This is a genomic window from Alteromonas sp. M12 (assembly GCF_037478005.1).
Classification (GTDB): Bacteria; Pseudomonadota; Gammaproteobacteria; order Enterobacterales; family Alteromonadaceae; genus Aliiglaciecola; species Aliiglaciecola lipolytica_A.
On sequence record NZ_CP144164.1, the window covers coordinates 214,628 to 234,113 of the forward strand.

Genomic DNA, 19,486 nt, shown 5'->3' on the forward strand with positions numbered 1-19,486 from the left:
TATGTTATTTCAAGTAAATATGACCGTAATTCCACCAAAAGATATGCCTAAAGAGCAATTTGACGAAATAAAAGCAACAGAAAAGAAATATGCCGAGCAGCTTCAGCAGCAAGGTATTTGGAAGCACCTTTGGCGCGTTGTAGGGCAATATGCCAATGTGAGTATTTTTGAAGTAAAAGATAATGCGCATCTCCATGAGATTTTGATGGGGCTTCCTTTATATCCCTATATGGAAATGACCGTGACTCCTTTGTGTGATCACCCTTCTTCCATTCATTAATCATAATCAATTAGCGTACTTGGAGATTTTTATGAGCGTTAAAACAATGCAAACAGAAGCAGTACAAACCCTACTAAAAAAAGCGGCTGGACTAGATAAAGAAGGCGGAAACCCGCGTTTTAAAACCATAATGCATAGGTTTTTATCAGACATTTATCAAATGATAGAAGACTTGGACATTACTCCAGAAGAGTTTTGGCAAGGCGCTAATTACTTAAATGAGTTAGGTACAAACAAAGAAGCGGTATTGTTAGCGCCAGGTCTTGGATTCGACCACTATTTAGATATTCGCGAAGATGCAAAAGATGAGTTAGCAGGCATCGCTGGTGGTACTCCTCGCACAATTGAAGGGCCACTTTACGTAGAAGGTGCACCTATTATCCAACAAGGCGAAAAAATGGATGATGGTAAAACACCAGGCCAAGAAATGTTGCTACATGGTCGTGTTACCGATGAAGAAGGAAACCCAATCGCCGATGCAATGGTCGATATCTGGCATGCAGATACGAAGGGCGCTTATTCATATTTTGATCCAAGCCAAAGTGAATTTAACTTGCGTCGCAGAATTCGTACCGACAAAGATGGGAAATATGTTGTGCGCTCAATCGTGCCAAGTGGATACGGATGCCCTCCAGGCGGATCTACCATGAAAGTGCTTGAAAACTTAGGTCGCCACGGCAACAGACCTGCTCACATTCATTACTTTGTATCTAAACCTAACTTTAAACACCTTACCTCGCAAATTAATTTAGCCGGTGATGAATACACCTATGACGACTTCGCTTTCGCCACACGTGACGAACTGGTTGTTGATGCAAATCCGGTTAATGATGCCAAACTTATTAGTGAACATGGTTTTGCCAAAGAATACCTAGATGTTGAATTTAACATCGAACTTGTTAAAACCACTGAAGAATCAATCCAGCAAGCCCATCCTCGTGCCCGAGTATCCTTAGAACAAGCATAAGTTTATTCTTTGGTGATGCAAAAAGTTTACAAAAAGAAGGTTACTAAAGCCTCGGAATGTAAACGCATTGAGCCCATTTGGGCTCTTTTTTTATATTTTTTGTAGATGCTTTAACCTATATGCCTTTTATTAAACGACTAGTTGCTCGTTAATCTCCTCTTCTAACTAATCTGCTTTATTTCACATTGATTGATGCAAAGGGGAGCTCTGTATTTATTGATTTGCGGCTGAGTGCTGTATCGCACAGACTAGCGTCCATTAAAAGGTCAGTTTAGGGAGGAAACAACATAGCAGCCGCCTTGTTGAACAGAGTGTTATTCTTTGGAGCTTCTTTTGACTGCATCCTCAACCATCCCAATCACCAATCATTTGATAGATTGTCTGTCGGAACAACAGCGTTACTGGTTCCAAACCCATAGTACACCGGTCGACTTAGTATTTGGGCAGGTGCTAAATGTAGTTGATAAACCGCCAAAATATGTCTATTTCCCAATCAGTGGATTCATTTCACTATTGACCATTATTTTAGATGAACCACCTTTAGAAATGGGGGTAATAGGCAATGAGGGGATGTTAGGTGCAACCATGGCGTTGCGCAATAATAATGCACCTTTGCAAGCTATTGTGCAGGGAACGGGCAGTGCGTTAAGGATTAATGCTGTCATGTTTCGTCAATATCTTAAAAGCTGCCTTCCGTTGCAAAAATTATTGTTTAGATACCTCTACGTGTTAATCCAGCAACTGGCACAAACCGGTGCATGCAATAGTTTTCATGAGGTGCAACAACGTCTAGCCCGCTGGTTGTTGATGACCCAAGACCGTGCCCATAGCGATCATCTTCAGCTCACTCATCAGTTTTTGGCAAGCATGTTAGGTGTGCGTCGCAGTGCTGTTACTATCGCAGCAGGGATCATGCAGCAGCAAGGGCTTATCAGTTATAGCCGTGGGCATATCAGAGTATTGTCAAGAAACGGCCTCAAACAGGCATCTTGTGGATGCTACAGCGCGGCTATTAAAGCTTATCAACAAAATTTTCCGCTTCCAGACAACGGATAGTTTAACCTCAACCATGCAAGTTAAGTTGGCGATGTTTAGACCGATAGATGAATCTAGAGTTAGCGTCTGCTTAATGGATTTTTCAAGCTATGTTGTAGCTAACTGTTGCTTAATTTTGTCTTGATAAGTGTTGTCATTAAGCAACTCTGAGTCAAATTCAGGGCAATGCTTGATGACCTCAACACTGAGGTGGCAATTGACAGCGTGTTCCATCCAATTTATGGAATCAATGTGTTTAGGCGCTATTAACACTTTTCTACCACCAGGCCACAGATCATGCGTGTCTATCACAATGAATTGAATAACCCAATTGTCGGTATCTAATATTAGGTCGTATATCTGCCCAAAAGTGTCGTCTTTTGCTTTAATCCCATAACCTTGCAATTCATCGATAGAACGTAAATGATTGTCGTCTATCGAATCATCAGTAATCTTTTCGAAATCTTGCATATCTGCTTGGGGACTTTTTGCTAAGGCCGTTGGATGAGCATAATCTCCCCAGACGCCAGGACCCGTCCAGTAATAACCATAACCGAAGTACTTAAATAATAGCGCTTCGTATGCACGTGATACCGTCTGGTGTTCATCTATTGACGGACTGTCTTTGACCTCTTGCATGGTAAGTTTTACATGAATCTTCTCTGCTGCAACGTCAATATCACGGAGAGAAATCGGGCTGATCAGTACTTTCTCACCCAAAGGTAACCATTTATGGGTGTCTGCGTACATATATCTGACTGTCCATGAGCGGTCATCAAATAGAAAATCTTGACTCACACCTATATCACCATCAGTCGCGGCTATGGTGAATCGTTTAATATCCCGTAGGCCTGCATACATAAAATTTTCCTATTCGTATTTTTGTTCCAATTTATAACTATTATAAATTCAGTTGTTCACTTAGAGCTTAGAAGAGGAACATCTACTACGCCAGCTATCGGTATTGTTATTCGCTGATTGCAAAACCTCGAAACAATCGGTTTAAAATTTCACAAAACATAACACTCTGGCACTCACCTCGCCGTTCGCTAATGAGCGTAGAACTATAGCGTAACATTCGTTAAGACACTGATTTAAACTTATCAACTTGAAACACCTTTGGTTCTGAACAAGGCTTATCTATCAACTGCCAATCCGTGCGCTATCGAACAGACTGTCATTAGTTATCCCTTTACTATTAAGCGCTAGAGATTTGTAAACGGAAGAAACGATCTTCATTTTTTCGATTTCAATCTTACACATTCCTATAGATCTATCAGTAACTCGACAGTTCCATTATTTAAAGGGTAGTTATGTCAAATTTGATCTATTTTCTTTTTGGTTCTGCGTGTTCTGAGCCACCTTGGGATAGCCTACTTCCTGTCCGAGAAGAACTATTTGGTATCGAAAGATTAGAGCAGCACGCCGTTACTTTGGCTGCAGCACAGATAGTGGCTAAGTCAACCCCAAGGGGGGTGCCTTTACAAATAAGACTTAAACAAAATGCATCGGTGTTGCTGAATGCTTACCGAGCCAGTGCCAAAGAATTAGAAGCAGGTCATATTGTCGTGCCCGCCGCAGAGTGGTTGTTAGACAATTATCACTTAGTCGAGCAGCAAATTCGCGAAGTAAAAGAGGATTTACCCCCTAGTTTCTATCGTCAATTACCTAAATTGTCAGTCGGACCTTTTGCTGGTTACCCTCGGGTATTTGGTATTGCGTGGGCCTATGTCGCACATACCGATAGCCATTTTGACCCTGATAATCTATGTCGATTTATTCAAGCCTATCAAAGTGTTCAGCCCTTAACTATTGGAGAGTTGTGGGCGATTGCCATTACCTTGCGTATTGTGTTGATCGAAAATTTACGGCGCTTGGCAGACCAGTTCACAGTGGGACGACTTGCCCGTGCTGATGCTGATCAACTCACCGACCGTTTGCTGGTCTCTGGTTGTGCTCACTCAGTATTAGCTGAAGACATTGCGACGCGTTCTTCAGGCCCCTTGTCTGAGCCTTTTGCCGCACAATTGGCTAAACGTTTGCGTGATCAAGATCCAAAAACCACCCCAGCTCTTGAGTGGTTAGAGCAAAGGCTGAATGCACAAGAGCTGACAGTTGAAGCGGTTGTGCAACGTTCACAGCTGCGCCAAGGCGCATCAAATGTGACTATTCGCAACGTGATTACGAGTATGCGACTCATTTCAGATATCGACTGGACAGAATTGTTTGAGCGAGTCAGTTTGGTTGATAAACGTTTAAGTGAAGATAGTAAATTTTCTGAATTGGATTTTGCAACGCGAAATTTATACCGCAGCGCGATTGAACAACTTGCTCGTGGTTCACTATTTTCTGAACTTGAAGTGGCTGAACTTGCTTTGCAAACAGCCGAGGAAGCGTCCAAAAATGCGGAAAATGAAAGAGAGGCTGAACGGCTCGGGGATCCCGGATATTGCTTAATCGAACAGGGCAGACGCAGTTTTGAACGTTCGCTAAAATTTAAACCAAAGCTAGGTTTATGGCTCAGTCGTTTACATATTCGAATCGGTTTGAGTGGTTATATAGCTTCAATTTTAATCTCTGCTTTAACTTTAGTGCTGCTATCGATTTACGCTTTTGGTTTTTCCCAGCTTCCGCTGTCATGGCTGGTGTTGATAACTGCATTAGGTTTTATACCCGCGACCGAAATATCAACCGCAATAGTCAATCGTTCAGTGACATGGCGACTAGGCTCAAGAGTATTGGCTGGACTCGAACTTAAATCTGGCGTTCCAGCAGCCTTACGTACTCTTGTCGTGGTGCCAACTCTGCTGACTAATGAAGATGATATTTTGGAGCAAGTTGAACAACTAGAAGTACATTTTTTAGGTGGTATTGACGGTCACTTAAGTTTTGCTTTGTTAGTGGATGGAGTCGATGCTGATCAAGAAGTGCTAGATAGCGATGCTCCTTTGTTGGCCAAAGCGAGCGCAAAAATAAACGAATTAAACCAACGTTACGGGCCAGGCCCGACTGGAAAACGGTTTTTGTTACTTTATCGGCACCGACTGTTTAATCCTTCTGAGAACAAGTGGATGGGATGGGAGCGTAAGCGCGGTAAACTTCACGAGCTAAATCGTTTATTACGTGGCGCTACTGATACCAGTTTTATGTCATCGGTTGGTTGCATGACGGATTTACCGACAAATGTGCGTTATGTGATTACGCTGGATGCTGATACTCGATTACCCCGAGATACGGCCCAACGTCTCATTGGTAAAATGGGCCATCCTTTAAATCGTCCAAGGCTTAATCCTGATACTCAGCGGATTGAAGCAGGTTACGGCATTATTCAACCACGAGTGACTCCGTCACTATCTGTCGGTACTGAAGGATCGTTTTATCAACGGGTTTTTTCAAATCCAGGGGGGATGGATCCATATGCTGCTGCTATTTCAGATGTTTATCAGGATCTGTTCGGCGAAGGCTCTTATACCGGTAAAGGTATTTATGATATTGACGCGTTTGAAAGCTCCTTGGCAGGGCGAGTGCAGAAAAATACATTATTAAGTCACGATTTATTTGAGGGGATATTTGCCCGCGCTGCTTTGGTTTCAGATATTGAAGTGGTAGAGGAATTTCCGGCTCGTTATGATGTTTTGGCAAAACGTCAACATCGCTGGATCCGTGGTGACTGGCAGTTACTTCCTTGGATATTTGCACGCTTTACAGGGGTTAAATCGGTGTCTCATATTGGGCGCTGGAAAATGTTAGATAACCTCAGGCGATCCTTAGTGGGGCCGCTAACACTTTTGGCTCTGTTGTTATCTTGGTTATTACCCTTGTCATTGGCTGTTATTAGCACAGCCTTGTTACTTGCTACTATGATAATACCGGCGTTCATACCTAGTGTATTTTCACTCACACCACATAAAAGCAGTGTTAATCTTGCGAATCATCTGCGGATGTGGACAGGTGATTTACGTAATGCTGGTGCCCAAGTTTTGTTTAATCTGGCTTTTTTGCCTGATCATAGTTGGCGCACAATTGATGCAATTAGTCGAACATTACTGCGCGTGTTCTTCTCCCATAGGGGCTTGTTAGAATGGACAAGTACAGCTCAATCTAATGGTCATCCTCGCTTAAGTCTAGTGGGATTCTATAGAACAATGTGGACAGGCACCGTAGTCAGCCAAGTGATTTGTTTGGGATTGCTGGTCCTTGCACCAACATCATGGCCCTTGATAGTACCTTTTGCACTGCTGTGGTTATTGGCTCCGCTTTTTGCGTTTTTTAGTAGCCGCTCTCAGCCCTCGGCCCTAGGGCAAGATACAGACCAGTTTAGTGGAGAGTTACGTCTCACAGCACGACAAACTTGGCGTTATTTTGAAACCTTTGTTACTGCACAGGACAATATGCTTCCTCCTGATAATTTTCAGGAAGAACCTCAAGCTGTTATTGCGCACCGAACTTCACCAACCAATATTGGACTTTACCTATTATCAGCGGTCTGCGCGCGAGACTTTGGTTGGGCAGGGTTGCAAGAAACTATTGCACGTTTGGAGGTCACGTTTAAAACCCTTAAAGGACTACCTCGTTATAAAGGCCACTTTTACAATTGGTATTCCACTCAAACCTTGCAAGTCTTATTACCTGCATATGTTTCATCTGTTGATAGTGGTAACTTAGCGGGCCATTTGATTGCTTTAGCCAATGCTTGTGATGAATGGCAAGAACAACCAATGCACAACTGTATTAGTACCGGCATACAAGACAATCTCAAATTGCTACTCGAGGTAACTCACCCAACAACTAGCAACAATTCTCGACCCAACCAATTACTCAATACGTTAATAACTGACATAAGCGTGCTGATAAATGGCTCACAAAACATTGAGGTTTTTGCGCCAACCGTTCTCGAACTCACTAAAAAAGCGCAAAAATTAGTTAACCAACAACTATCTAGCGACAATCAACTTTACGTAACCGAAGTATGTTTTTGGCTTGGATCAATAGGGAAATTGGTTACTCAGCAATTACTCGATCAGCAAGCGCTTGCTAAGCCAGAAGCTAGAAATATTTTAATTCAGCGGCTCTATACACTTGCCAATACCGCCCGTTACATGGCCCACGAGATGGATTTCGCGTTTTTACTCGACCCTGAAAGAAATTTGATATCCATTGGATACTCTCTGGCTGAGAATTGTCTTGACCCCAGTTGCTACGATTTACTGGCGTCAGAAGCTCGCTTAGCCAGCTTGTTCGCTATCGCGAAAGGTGATGTCGTGACCAAACACTGGTTTCGCCTTGGACGCACAGCCACGCCACTGGGCAATGGTTCGGCGTTGATTTCTTGGTCAGGCTCTATGTTTGAATATCTGATGCCTTCCCTGGTAATGCGCGCACCTTTGGGCAGTTTATTGGAGCAGACCAATTGTTTAGTGGTCGAGCGTCAACAACAATATGGTCATCAATTGGGCATTCCTTGGGGCATATCTGAGTCCTCCTTTAATGCGCGGGATATCGAATTAACTTATCAATATTCCAACTTTGGTGTACCCGGTTTAGGTCTGAAACGAGGATTATCAGAAAATACAGTTATTGCACCTTATGCTACTGGGCTTGCCACTATGGTCGATCCTAAAGCGGCGGTTGAAAACTATCGACGCCTTGAAAAAATGGGAGCTAGAGGGACCTTTGGATTCTACGAAGCGCTTGATTTTACCCCAGCACGCCTGCCACTAGGGGCTGACGTCGCCATTGTGCGCAGTTTTATGGCTCATCATCAAGGCATGACCATAGTGGCTATTCTCAACTGTTTGCACAAAGGACTAATGCGTTCGCGTTTTCACCGTGAACCTAAAATTCAAGCTTGTGAATTGTTGCTGCAAGAAAAAATGCCTCGCAATATCGCTATTGGTCATCCCCGTGCTGAAGAAGTAAAAGGCTCAAATAGTGTGCAGGCCTCTGAAGCTAACACGGTAAGAAGGTTAAGTGCCACAAGTAACGAAGTGCCGCTGACCCATTTGTTATCAAATGGACGTTACACAGTGATGTTAACCACCTCAGGTGCAGGTTATAGCCGTTGGCGTGACTTTGCTATCACTCGTTGGAACGAAGATAGTACCTGTGACAATAATGGTTCTTTTATTCTATTGCGTGATATAGAAAGCGGCAAATGTTGGTCTGGAACGGCTCAACCATTCGACGTTCATGGCGAGTTTCAGCCCTGTTTATTTGCTGAAGATCATGCTGAGTTTAGTATGCGTCAGGGGAACTTGAGCACTAAAATGGAAATATTGGTTTCTGGCGAGGATGATGGTGAAGTTAGACGACTTTCGGTGACGAACAACGGACATTTTTGTCATGAAGTCGAGGTCACATCCTATGCTGAACTAGTGCTTGCAGAAGCGGCCAACGACAACGCTCACCCTGCGTTTGCCAAAATGTTTGTGCAAACCGAGTTTATGCCCGAATTTGGCGCGTTAGTGGCTACTCGTCGCAAACGCTCGGCCAATGACACCGATATTTGGGCTGCTCATTTTGCCATTGTCGAAGGGGAGATATCAGCAATTCCCCAGTATGAAACCAGTCGTGCGGAATTTATTGGACGAGGAAATACTGTTGCCAGTGCGGCGGCCATGGGCATCACTGAATTATCCGCCGGCAAGCAGTTATCAAATACCGTAGGTTGTGTACTGGATCCAATCTTTGCTTTGCGCTTTCAACTCAAAGTGCCGCCAGGTGCTGTTGTACGGGTGGTGTATTGGACAGTGGTGGCCGCGTCTCGTGCTGAATTGCTGGAGCTGATTGACCGCCATAATGATCTTAGTGCCTACGATAGAGCAAAAACCTTAGCTTGGACTCAGGCTCAGGTACAACTTCGTTACTTAGGTATTAAAGATGCCGAGGTGGCAGACTTCCAACGACTGGCTGCGCCAATCATTTATGCCGATGCGCGTTTCAGAGCATCATCACAAGCTATAGTGCGCGGTATGGCATGTCAATCTGAACTCTGGACGCTTTCGATTTCCGGAGACTTACCGATAGTGTTGTTACGTATTGATGATATTGAAGACATGGCGGAAGTTAAACAGCTATTGCGTGCTCATGAATACTGGTGCATGAAGGGGCTTGCGGTGGATTTGGTGATTATCAACGAGCGCACAGCTAGTTATATTCAAGATCTGCAAAATGCACTGGATATTGCTGTGCGTAGTAGTCAATCACGTCCACGTTTCCACAAAAATATTGTGGGTGACCAGCTTAATTGTTCGGTGCATGTACTGCGTGCAGATCTTATCCCCAGCGATACCCGAAAATTACTAAATGCAGTTGCACGAGTGGTATTGATTGCACGCCATGGTCTTATAAACAAACAAGTTAAATTGCGCACAAATGAACAGACGAAAGACCTAATCAGTGGGGCAAAGCCCTATCACCAGATTAAAAATAAATCGAACGATTCACAGTCTGATATAGAACACCGACCAGAGTTAGAATTTTTTAATGGCATGGGCGGTTTTGCCGACAATGGTAAAGAATATGTGATTTATTTAGAAAATGGACAGCAGACAGCGGCGCCATGGATTAACGTCATTGCTAATCCAAACTTTGGCTTTCATGTTTCAGAGCAAGGAAGTGGCTATACGTGGTCGGAAAATAGCCGTGAAAACCAGTTAACAGCTTGGTCAAATGACGCCATTTCAGACCCCTCGGGCGAGATTATATACATTCGTGATGAACAGAGCCTTCAACTCTACACTGCCACCGCGCAACCATTGCACGATAATGGCAAATATGTGGCTCGCCATGGCTTTGGTTATAGTCAATTTGAGCATCAAGTGGATGGTCTTGCGCTGAATTTGTTGCAATATGTACCACTCCAAGATTCTATCAAGATTTCTCGATTGAGTATTCGCAATGACTCTGGCCGAGCACGGCGCTTGTCGGTCACCGCGTATACAGAATGGGTGCTTGGTACTACACGCAAACAAACAGGTCCATATATAAGTAGTAAGCTTGACCCTTCCACGCAGGCTATTTTACTGCGCAACCGCTGGGGAATGGCCTTTCCAGAACGAGTAGCGTTTGCTGATATGGGCGGAAAACAAACTCTTTGGACCACTGACCGAACTGAGTTTATTGGGCGAAGAGGCCATAAATCGGCCCCTCAAGCCTTGCTTTTAAAAACTCCTCTAACTGGGACGACTGGGGCTGGTTATGATCCTTGTACAGCGCTCCAGCAAGTGATTGAACTAGCTGATGGGGAGAGTATCGAATGTGTTGTTTTTATAGGACAAAGTGCAAACGAACAACAAGCCTTGGAATTGATTAATCGTTATCGGCAGACTGATCTCAACGTTGTCTTGGATGAAGTTAGGCAACACTGGCAAAGTCTGCTAACTGCAGTGCAAGTCAAAACACCTGATCGCTCTATGGATATCATGTTAAATGGTTGGCTGTTGTATCAAACACTTGCGTGTCGAATTTGGGCGCGATCTTCTTTCTATCAAGCTAGTGGCGCTTATGGTTTCCGCGACCAATTGCAAGATGGCATGGCTTTGACATTCAGTCGTCCTGATATGACTCGCTCTCATATCCTACGTGCGGCAGCCAGACAGTTTTTAGAGGGTGACGTGCAACATTGGTGGCTACCTCATTCAGGACAGGGCGTACGCACGCACATTACCGACGATCGTGCTTGGTTGGCTCTGGCAACAACGAATTATATTACTACCTCTGGCGATCACACAATTTTAGATGAGATGGTGCCTTTTTTAGACGGACCTTTACTAAACGCTGGGCAGCATGATGCTTTCTTTAAACCTGAGGTGACCGACGAATCAGCGAGTTTATATGAACATTGTGCTCTGGGTCTGGAACAGTCAATTTCGTTAACTGGGGAACACGGATTGCCATTAATGGGCACGGGCGATTGGAATGATGGCATGAACCTAGTCGGTGCCCAAGGCAAAGGCGAAAGCGTGTGGTTGGGCTGGTTATTGATTTACACCATTGATTCGTTCGTCGTACATGCACTAGCAAGGGGAAATGAAAAAGACCGACTTCGTGGCATACGCTGGCAGGGTCATGCGAAACAGTTGCGCGAAAACATCGATAAACATGCATGGGATGGAGAATGGTATCGCCGCGCCACTTTTGATGATGGGACCTGGTTAGGCTCAAACGACAATGACGAGTGCAAAATTGATTCAATTGCGCAATCTTGGGCGGTATTGGCTAAGGGCACAGACACTCAACGAGTGGCATCAGCTATGAGTCAAGTTGAACAAAATCTTATTCTACAGCAAGACGGTTTAGCGCTTCTTTTCACCCCAGCTTTTGATCACAGCGTCAATAATCCAGGTTACATCAAGGGTTATCCGCCGGGGTTGCGGGAAAATGGTGGTCAGTATAGTCATGCTGCTATGTGGCTTATTTTTGCGTTTAGTCAACAAGGTGAAAGCAAAAAGGCCTGTGATTTGTTTAATATGCTCAACCCCATAAACCACACCAGTACACCTAAAGATATTGAACGTTACAAGGTTGAACCTTATGTGGTCGCCGCGGATATTTATTCGGTTTCTCCTTATATTGGTAGAGGCGGTTGGACTTGGTATACAGGCGCAGCTGGGTGGATGTACCGCGCAGGTATAGAAGCTATTCTGGGTATCCGTAGAGAAGGAAAAACCTTGATAATACAACCTTGTATTCCTACTAAATGGCCTGGATTTAACGCTAGCGTGAAGATCGAAAGCAGTCATTTCGACATTAATGTGAACAACACCCCTCCATTGGCAAATAATACGCTGAAAAGTGAACTCGACGGTGTTTTATTGGTTAACTCAAAACGGCGGGTTGATGTTGCGTTAGATGGAGAGGTGCATAACGTAAAAATTTGGGCAATAGCCCCCAGCACAACAGGAAAAGACAAAGCTTAATTTAATTCGTGGATTCGGTTGTAGGCTAACGTATAGATTGCAAAATAGCGTTACTAACGATAGAGGTTACATCTAAAACAAAGTGTTAAGTATTGGTTTACTAATGTTGATGAAACCTAGTCTTAAATGCATTACACAAGAGCATTGTGCTTATGAGGATAGCTTTATCATGAACATTAAGCGTGTAAAAGTACTATTAATTGAAGGATGTCCGACACTGGCAAGGCGGATTAGAAAATCATTAATGTGTGAACAACCGGCTATATTCAATGTAGCTTGGGTACGAGAAACTAAGCAGGCTGTTAACATCATGGATAACACTCATGTTGATATGGTTTTGCTTGATTTAGCGGTTTCCAATGGAAAAAGTGCGGAATTAGTTGAACAGATACGACAACAAACGCCTCAGGCTATCATTATATTGCTGTACAGCAGTATTGATAAAGCTTTTGCCCAACAAGCGATGCAAAAAGGGGCTTATGATTGTTTAGAGAAAAGTCAGCTTGGTAAAAACGGACTTAAGCGAATTTTGCTCTATCATTTAATGTTGGCCTATGTAGAAACAAAGAGGGTCATCAGTGATGCAAAGTTACAAGCAGTATGCAATGCGTCTTTTCTTGGTGTGATGATATCTGATGAGCTTGGCAATATCACTTATACCAACCCCGCCTATCAAACTATTACGGGATTGAGCGCCAAACAATGCTTAGGGCAACATTGGGCAACGTCTATCCATGCAAATGATCGATTGCGGCTTGAGCGGGAGTGGCGAGATGAGCTGCAAACGCAACAAACTTTTTACTCCAAACTCAGATTGACTCGTCAGAATAAGAGTACTTGCCAAGTAGGTATGACAGGCACTTTTATTAAAGACGAAAACGGGTTTTATGGTCATGCTCGTACCTTTGAAGTACTCAGAGATCGAAACAATGTTGCGCCATCAGCGCATTCATTATTTAAAATAAATCGGACTTGGTTGCCAGCTACAACGGCACAATTAACTTTAGACATGATGAATGATGCAGTATTAAGTACCGATATAAATGGCAGAGTAACGTACTTAAATCAAGCTGCCCAGCGTCTTACCGGATGGAATAATTGCGAAGCAAGTGGGCGTTTGCTAGCGACTATTTATAATTTAAAAGACCACATAAGCGGCGCTACTTTGGATGATTCTGTTGAATTTTCTTTAGCGAAAAATAAAACCAATGAATTGCATCGAGACTGCGTGCTGACTCGTAAAGACGGTGTTGAAACCATGATAGAGGAATCTGTAACGCCAATTCACGATCAAAGAAGCAAAATTATTGGCGGGGTTATTGTATTTCGTGATGTCACTAAATCTCGGGTGATAAGCGCAAAAATGGCGTACTTGGCACAGCATGATGCACTAACGGGTTTGCCAAATAGGTTGCTTTTACACGAACGTCTTAATCAGGCTATGCGGCTGGCAAAACGCAATGAAAAACGATTGGCTCTATTGTATTTAGATATTGATTTATTTAAAAATATCAATGATTTACATGGACATGAAGTGGGCGATAAATTGTTATGTTCGATTGCTAAGCGCATGGCTGACACAGTGAGAGATAGCGATACAGTTTGTCGCCAAGGAGGAGATGAATTTGTGGTGTTACTATCTGAAATTGAGCACCCCAATGATGCCGCACTATTTTCTAGTAAGTTATTGGCTGCGATGGCGATACCTCATGTAATCAACGGTAAAGAGATTTCAGTAGGACTAAGTATCGGTATTGGTATATTTCCAAATGATGGCGAAGATAGTCACATACTCATGAAAAGTGCAGATAGCGCCATGTTCCATGCAAAAGCCAGTGGCCGCAATTGTTACCAGTTTTTTAAACAATCGATGCATTCTGATGCAAAGCTTCGTAGCGAGATTGAAACTCGTATAAAGCGCGCTTTACTACAGGATGAGTTTGAAGTTTATTACCAACCCCAGTTTGATATCAACAGCCGCAAAGTGACAGGGGCTGAGGCTTTAATACGCTGGCACGACCCTGAGCTAGGTTTACTATATCCCAGTGAATTTATTCAAGTTGCGGAGCAATCATCATTAATACACTTAATTGGTGAGTGGGTGCGTTTGAAAGTCTGTAGACAGCAAAAAGTTTGGCAAAGTAAGGGGCTTGATATAGTGCCTGTTATGGTCAATATATCTGCAATTGAATTCTTGCAGCCTCACTTTTTGAATAATGTTAAATTGAATTTGACAGATACTGGTTTAGACCCTTGGTGTTTGGGGTTGGAGGTTGAGGAGAAAGACATCACCCTTAGTGCTTATCCCGTCATTCAGAAGCTTAAAAGTTTGGGGGTGAAGTTAGTTTTAGATAATTTTGGCAGTGGCATTGGGCATTTGAGTTACCTTCAGTACTTAGCCTTTGATACCGTAAAAATAGCCTCGAATATCATTGTCGATGCTGTGTTGGAAAATGACAAAGCTAAAGTTGCCCAAGCCGTAATCGGTTTAAGTAAAAATTTAGGTCAAGATATTATTGCAAAAGGTATCGAGAACCAGCAACAACTGACTTATCTACAACACAGCCAATGCACTTCAGCACAAGGCTATTATTTTAAACGTCCATTAGTAGCAGAGAAATTTTCGGAATTACTCGGATATGAGAAAACGCCTTTAATGCTAAGTCGTTAATACTTAAACACCAGACAAAATTTTTTTTAAAAATATCAGACACAAATCTGCAGTAAGGGCACCCATGAATAGAATTGATAATCGTCGAATATTATATGATAGCCAAGCTTTGGTGAGTGACGTCCATAATAGTAACGTCAGCCCTCATTGGCCCAAAGTTCTGGTGACAGCCTCGATGAAAAACATTAGCCAGTTAAAGGACAAAACCCCAACTGATTCTAGGTTGCTTCCTTTAATTCCCTGATTGTGTGGTTTGTTTTTCATTGCGTCAAAAAGGCCTGCGACAGAATTAAATTGCATTCGTCTAGCTGTTACAAGTTGTTTTTTCATTTCAAAATTTTGCTTGGTTTTGCTGTTAATAGGAGCACAATGAAATATCTGAATGCTATGTGCGTTATCGAACATAGTGATGTCATTCACTTTGATAGAATAAAATTGTTTTATGTTCATACATAGTTAAAAAGATATAGGAGATTGTTGTGTTAATACTAAATCCCCAAAATATGCAGACAACTGCAAAAGCACTCAAACCCTATAACTGCGACTTTAGGGGCATACGAATGGTGGGACATGCCTAGGCCAGAGGACAATAAATTACTAAATGCTTTACCACAAACCTGTAAAGACAGAATATTTCCGCTGCTGAAACTAACGAATTTGCCTTTAGGTAAAGTGGTTTACGAAGCGGGACAAAAAGTTGCTAATGTATATTTCCCCACAGATAGCATTATTTCATTACTTTCGATGATGGAAAATGGAGCCTCAACGGAAATATCAGTGGTAGGTAACGAGGGCTTAGTCGGCATTGCAGTTTTCATGGGGGGAGAAAGCACACCAAATCGTGCGATAGTGCAAAGTGAAGGAACTGCGTTTAGTTTACCTGCTTCAGTAATAAAACAAGAATTCAATAATGATGTGGCCGTTCGCGTGTTGTTATTACGATTCACGCAAGCGCTAATGGCACAAATGGCACAAACAGCAGTATGTAATCGTCACCACTCTATCGAACAGCAACTTTGTCGCTGGCTTTTACTGTCAATTGATCGTCTATCTACAAATAATCTAATTATGACCCAAGAGTTGATAGCCAATATGTTAGGCGTCAGGCGGGAGGGGGTTACCGAGGCTGCCGGAAAATTACAAAAACAACACGTGATTACCTACAAACGAGGCCACATCACAGTGATAGACAGGAAAAAGCTAGAAGAAATGTGTTGCGAGTGTTACATCGTCGTGAAAAATGAAACCAATAGATTGGGTTTGTTTGGCTAATTTTCGATTGTTATGGTTAGGACAGTATTCCATTAATGACTGGGATATTGGTAATGAAATTGAGGATGATCACGGCGTGTCAATAGCGACATTTTGGAGTGATTTAAATTAAGGCGAAAATGATGGTGCTCGCATTTATCAAAATACAGGTGTTTTTGATGGGGCGATGACAACTAATCAAAGCCCCATTTTTCCATCTACAAGCGTCTAAAAACTGTAAACAAACTTCTATATTGCCCCAAACTGCTCGACACCCTTTAAAAATAGCGCCCTTGCGCGATATTGCTCAGCATATCCCTGTGCTTTGTCGCTTCGCGACCGCTAAAGCTGTGCTAATTTGTTCCACACAAATTAGTCGGACAATGAGTTCAAGTCTGTATGCTACTTGCAATAATTTAGGAGGAGGTAAATATCCATTCTTAGAGCAGTTCTGCTGCCGCTTGTATCATTAGGCGTTTATCATGTCCGGTATTTGGCACAATTTGTAATTTCCAGTTGAAGGGGAGTGCTAAGTTTCTGGCGATTTTTTTGCTAGTAGCAAAAAACTGTTTGCCCCTTTCTAATCTATGTTTACCTTGTCGCAATGCAGACTCTGATTCGTCTAACTTGCCACTTTCAGACGAATTATCTAGTTCTCCAAGCAGCACTATCAGTTCTTTTTTGAATGCATTTGCAAGCGGAGGATGTTGCTCAGGTAGAGAATAAGGGTAATCACCTTCACTATCGGGAAACGTATATACGCCAGCATTGGCTGCTATCGCTTTGTTAATGCGGTCACTTTGGTGTAGCAAAACCATGCGATGAACAAATAGTGAAATGGTTATTTTTAAGTCGTCAGACAGCCAAGCTCACCTCGCGCTAACGTCATCTCAGATATATGCGCTCACTGCGTTCGGTAATGAGCTTTGATAAGACAGCGCGATAATGGTGCACTCGGTGAAAAGCGTCTACACCGCGTATATCAAGTGATTGATAGTTTCATGGGAACAAGCCGAATTACTACGATTAACACCTTTGGTCTAGATCACGTCACGGAATGGCCAAAAAACATTGGTTAAAATTAACCAATATAGGCCCCTGCGAAAAGAGTATGCCCACTATGTCGACATAGTTATCACTTGGATACCAATTGCTAGCTAAGCTTTGTGCATGGGTATAAACCCAAATTAAATTGTTTATACCATGAGTGTTAGTCATGCGGTCGTACATTAAATCCATAGTTCTTTTAACGCTTTTTGGTCCAACTGCTCCCCACCAAAATCTTGCTCCTTCAGCTTCATGTAATGGGCGTCATAAAATAGGGATATCGGCATCAGTAAACTTTTTCAGTTCGGCAGAAATAGTGTCAGATAGTTTTACACTTAAAGGTAAATCACACCGTAAATCTTTGATTTAATTGGTAGTCATGAATTTTGCTAAATTAAATAATTAAATATAGATTCATAACAAACAGAAGTGTGATTAAACAATGAAAACATTCTATAGTTTTTTAAAAGTATTAGTTTTGGTATCTGCAGGATTAACAAGTACTGCGCAAGCAGCACTCATTTATGACTTTTCATATGAGTTTGATGGGTTTACCAGCATTGATGGTACCCTTGAAGGCACGCTTACTGGGGGTGTTGTTACTGTAAGCGATGTAATGGGGACTATTTCGTCAACTGGAGGAACGCTTGGTGTAAGTACATTCTCCTTTGATACATCACTAGGTGGTTTCCATATTTCTGGAGATTCTGATGGCGATTCAGGAACATTTTCTCTTGATGGGAGTTTTTTCGACCTGGCAGTTGTCTTTTTACCTGAAAGTAATAACTGTTTGAATGGTAATGGCTTTTGTCTGATTGGCACATTTGCATCTGTATTAACACCTTCTGGTAGTGAAAGTTATACATTAAATGCCGCAAATTTCACAGTGTCCGAACAGGTCGTATCTGAGCCTAGCAACTTAGCGATAATCGGCCTCAGCCTAGCAGTAATGGGTTTTGCTCGCCGTAAAAAAGCGTAATACATACTCTGTTATCAAAACCGATTGCGATCGGTTTTTTTGTGCCTGCAATTTGGCGATCATTAATTACCTGATCAGCCTAAAGTCGCAGTAAAAATTAAATTGACTAACTCAGGCCTTTTTCTTATCTAATTCCACCACTTCTGCTTTTCTTCTGTCAACTGAGGTTCAGACTTTCATAGTGTTTGAACTGTACTATCAACGCCGGAACGATAGGTTTTAATAACACAGCGAGCATCAGGGAAAGTACAATGGGTTGAATGAGGGCAATGCTCTAAATCGTACCCGCTTTTTCAGCCGCTGGAGTATACAAAGGCGGTTGATTCCCAAACACTCCCTCCAAATCAGGCTCCGGTTGCCACCTAATCAATGCAGATGAAGCCTGAGTTTGATCCACGATTTCATTCAGTAAATCAACCATTGAGACTCTCAAAGCTGGTAATGTTACGACCCGTGACTTAGCCATTTTTTTACTGTCTAACGTTGCGCCTTCGGCTAAGTTGGCTGCGCATTGCTGCACTGACATCAGCCATATTTTGGCTTGTTTTGAAACCGGTGATGTAAAACATTCTTTGGCAGCAAGCAGGTGGAAAGCGTTACGTAAAAATACAGATTTCAAACCGTTTTTAGCTTGTTAGCATGATTATGGCGCACCCGGCGAGATTCGAACTCACGACCTCTGCCTCCGGAGGGAAATTCAATTTATGAACCCGCCCCGAAAAGAGTGTTATGCTCGCTTGTAATCATAAAATATTTACCGTATTGATCGTCCCCACTATTATAAAGTCTTAAATTTTATTGCCACTAGGAGAAGTAACTAGGAATTATCTACTACAAATTCGGCTCCGTTCATTTCATCTGTGAGCGTTATTTGACAAGATAAGCGGCTAAATTCATCAACATTTTCCTCAAAATCCAATAAATCAGCCTCAGCTTCATTAGGTCCGCCAATACAGTCTTTCCAGGCAGGCTTTACGTGTACATGACATGTAGCACATGCGCATGCTCCGCCACAATCTGCATCAATTCCTTCAATATTATTTTCAATCGCTAACTCCATTAAAGTTTGACCTTCGTGACCTGAAGTTTGCACCGATTCTTGTGATGAACTAATAAACTTAATTTCTATCATTGTAGAGGTTTACCTATTGCCATTTAATCCTAGAAAATTAACATTATCACAAGTGAGTTCTCTTTGGAAACTAATATTTATTTTGTCTTAGTATTTCTTTGGAGTTTTTATACAAGGTAAATTTTTGCATGCTCAAGTTAAGTTCTATTGCGAAACTTATGTTAAGTGTGTTAAGTTTAAATTAGACCGGTTAGACGGTTAATG

At 42.5% G+C, this 19,486-nt stretch carries 12 protein-coding genes and 1 pseudogene; 8 read left to right on the top strand and 5 right to left on the bottom strand.

What is annotated here, in order from left to right:
• The first annotated feature begins 1 nt into the window (after position 1).
• The 3 genes from catC (at position 2) to VUI23_RS00920 (ending at position 2,303) form a co-directional block, all read left to right on the top strand.
• Complete coding sequence (gene catC / locus VUI23_RS00910; protein WP_216049230.1) at positions 2 to 280, top strand: muconolactone Delta-isomerase; 279 nt, start codon at positions 2 to 4, stop codon at positions 278 to 280.
• Positions 281 to 311: 31 nt separating this feature from the next.
• Entirely contained in the window at positions 312 to 1,247 is a 936-nt protein-coding gene (gene catA / locus VUI23_RS00915; protein WP_342806272.1) for a catechol 1,2-dioxygenase, read from the top strand.
• 333 nt (positions 1,248 to 1,580) lie between these two features.
• Positions 1,581 to 2,303 (top strand): Crp/Fnr family transcriptional regulator, encoded by a 723-nt coding sequence (locus VUI23_RS00920; protein ID WP_342806274.1) that lies wholly within the window; start codon positions 1,581 to 1,583, stop codon positions 2,301 to 2,303.
• Positions 2,304 to 2,390: 87 nt separating this feature from the next.
• Here the strand turns inward: VUI23_RS00920 and VUI23_RS00925 are convergent, their stop codons facing one another.
• The gene (locus VUI23_RS00925) at positions 2,391 to 3,143 is read right to left on the bottom strand and encodes a PRC-barrel domain containing protein (protein WP_342806276.1); all 753 of its coding nucleotides are present in this window, start codon (positions 3,141 to 3,143) and stop codon (positions 2,391 to 2,393) included.
• Positions 3,144 to 3,595: 452 nt separating this feature from the next.
• Here VUI23_RS00925 and VUI23_RS00930 point away from each other — a divergent pair, with 452 nt between their 5' ends.
• The 4 genes from VUI23_RS00930 (at position 3,596) to VUI23_RS00945 (ending at position 16,145) form a co-directional block, all read left to right on the top strand.
• Positions 3,596 to 12,202 carry a glucoamylase family protein gene (locus VUI23_RS00930; protein ID WP_342806278.1) on the top strand — a complete coding sequence of 2,869 codons (8,607 nt, stop codon included), beginning with the start codon at positions 3,596 to 3,598 and terminating at the stop codon, positions 12,200 to 12,202.
• A gap of 169 nt (positions 12,203 to 12,371) precedes the next feature.
• Positions 12,372 to 14,873: an EAL domain-containing protein gene (locus tag VUI23_RS00935; protein WP_342806280.1), complete on the top strand. Its 2,502-nt coding sequence runs from the start codon at positions 12,372 to 12,374 to the stop codon at positions 14,871 to 14,873.
• A gap of 64 nt (positions 14,874 to 14,937) precedes the next feature.
• Positions 14,938 to 15,117 carry a hypothetical protein gene (locus VUI23_RS00940; RefSeq protein ID WP_342806282.1) on the top strand — a complete coding sequence of 60 codons (180 nt, stop codon included), beginning with the start codon at positions 14,938 to 14,940 and terminating at the stop codon, positions 15,115 to 15,117.
• Between the two features lie 326 nt (positions 15,118 to 15,443).
• The gene (locus VUI23_RS00945) at positions 15,444 to 16,145 is read left to right on the top strand and encodes a Crp/Fnr family transcriptional regulator (RefSeq protein WP_342806284.1); all 702 of its coding nucleotides are present in this window, start codon (positions 15,444 to 15,446) and stop codon (positions 16,143 to 16,145) included.
• Between the two features lie 419 nt (positions 16,146 to 16,564).
• On the opposite strand, the gene VUI23_RS00950 is transcribed toward VUI23_RS00945, so the two are convergent.
• On the bottom strand, positions 16,565 to 16,942 hold the full coding sequence (locus VUI23_RS00950; RefSeq protein ID WP_342806286.1) for a hypothetical protein: 378 nt from the start codon (positions 16,940 to 16,942) through the stop codon (positions 16,565 to 16,567).
• Between the two features lie 232 nt (positions 16,943 to 17,174).
• Positions 17,175 to 17,423, bottom strand: a pseudogene (locus VUI23_RS00955) (glycosyl hydrolase); the annotation flags it as partial.
• A gap of 190 nt (positions 17,424 to 17,613) precedes the next feature.
• Here VUI23_RS00955 and VUI23_RS00960 point away from each other — a divergent pair.
• Complete coding sequence (locus VUI23_RS00960) at positions 17,614 to 18,150, top strand: hypothetical protein (RefSeq protein WP_342806288.1); 537 nt, start codon at positions 17,614 to 17,616, stop codon at positions 18,148 to 18,150.
• 274 nt (positions 18,151 to 18,424) lie between these two features.
• Here VUI23_RS00960 and VUI23_RS00965 read toward each other — a convergent pair whose 3' ends face one another.
• Together VUI23_RS00965 and VUI23_RS00970 are read right to left on the bottom strand one after the other, a co-directional pair.
• Entirely contained in the window at positions 18,425 to 18,769 is a 345-nt protein-coding gene (locus tag VUI23_RS00965) for a hypothetical protein (protein ID WP_342806290.1), read from the bottom strand.
• 198 nt (positions 18,770 to 18,967) lie between these two features.
• Positions 18,968 to 19,282: a 2Fe-2S iron-sulfur cluster-binding protein gene (locus tag VUI23_RS00970; RefSeq protein ID WP_342806292.1), complete on the bottom strand. Its 315-nt coding sequence runs from the start codon at positions 19,280 to 19,282 to the stop codon at positions 18,968 to 18,970.
• Positions 19,283 to 19,486: the final 204 nt, after the last annotated feature.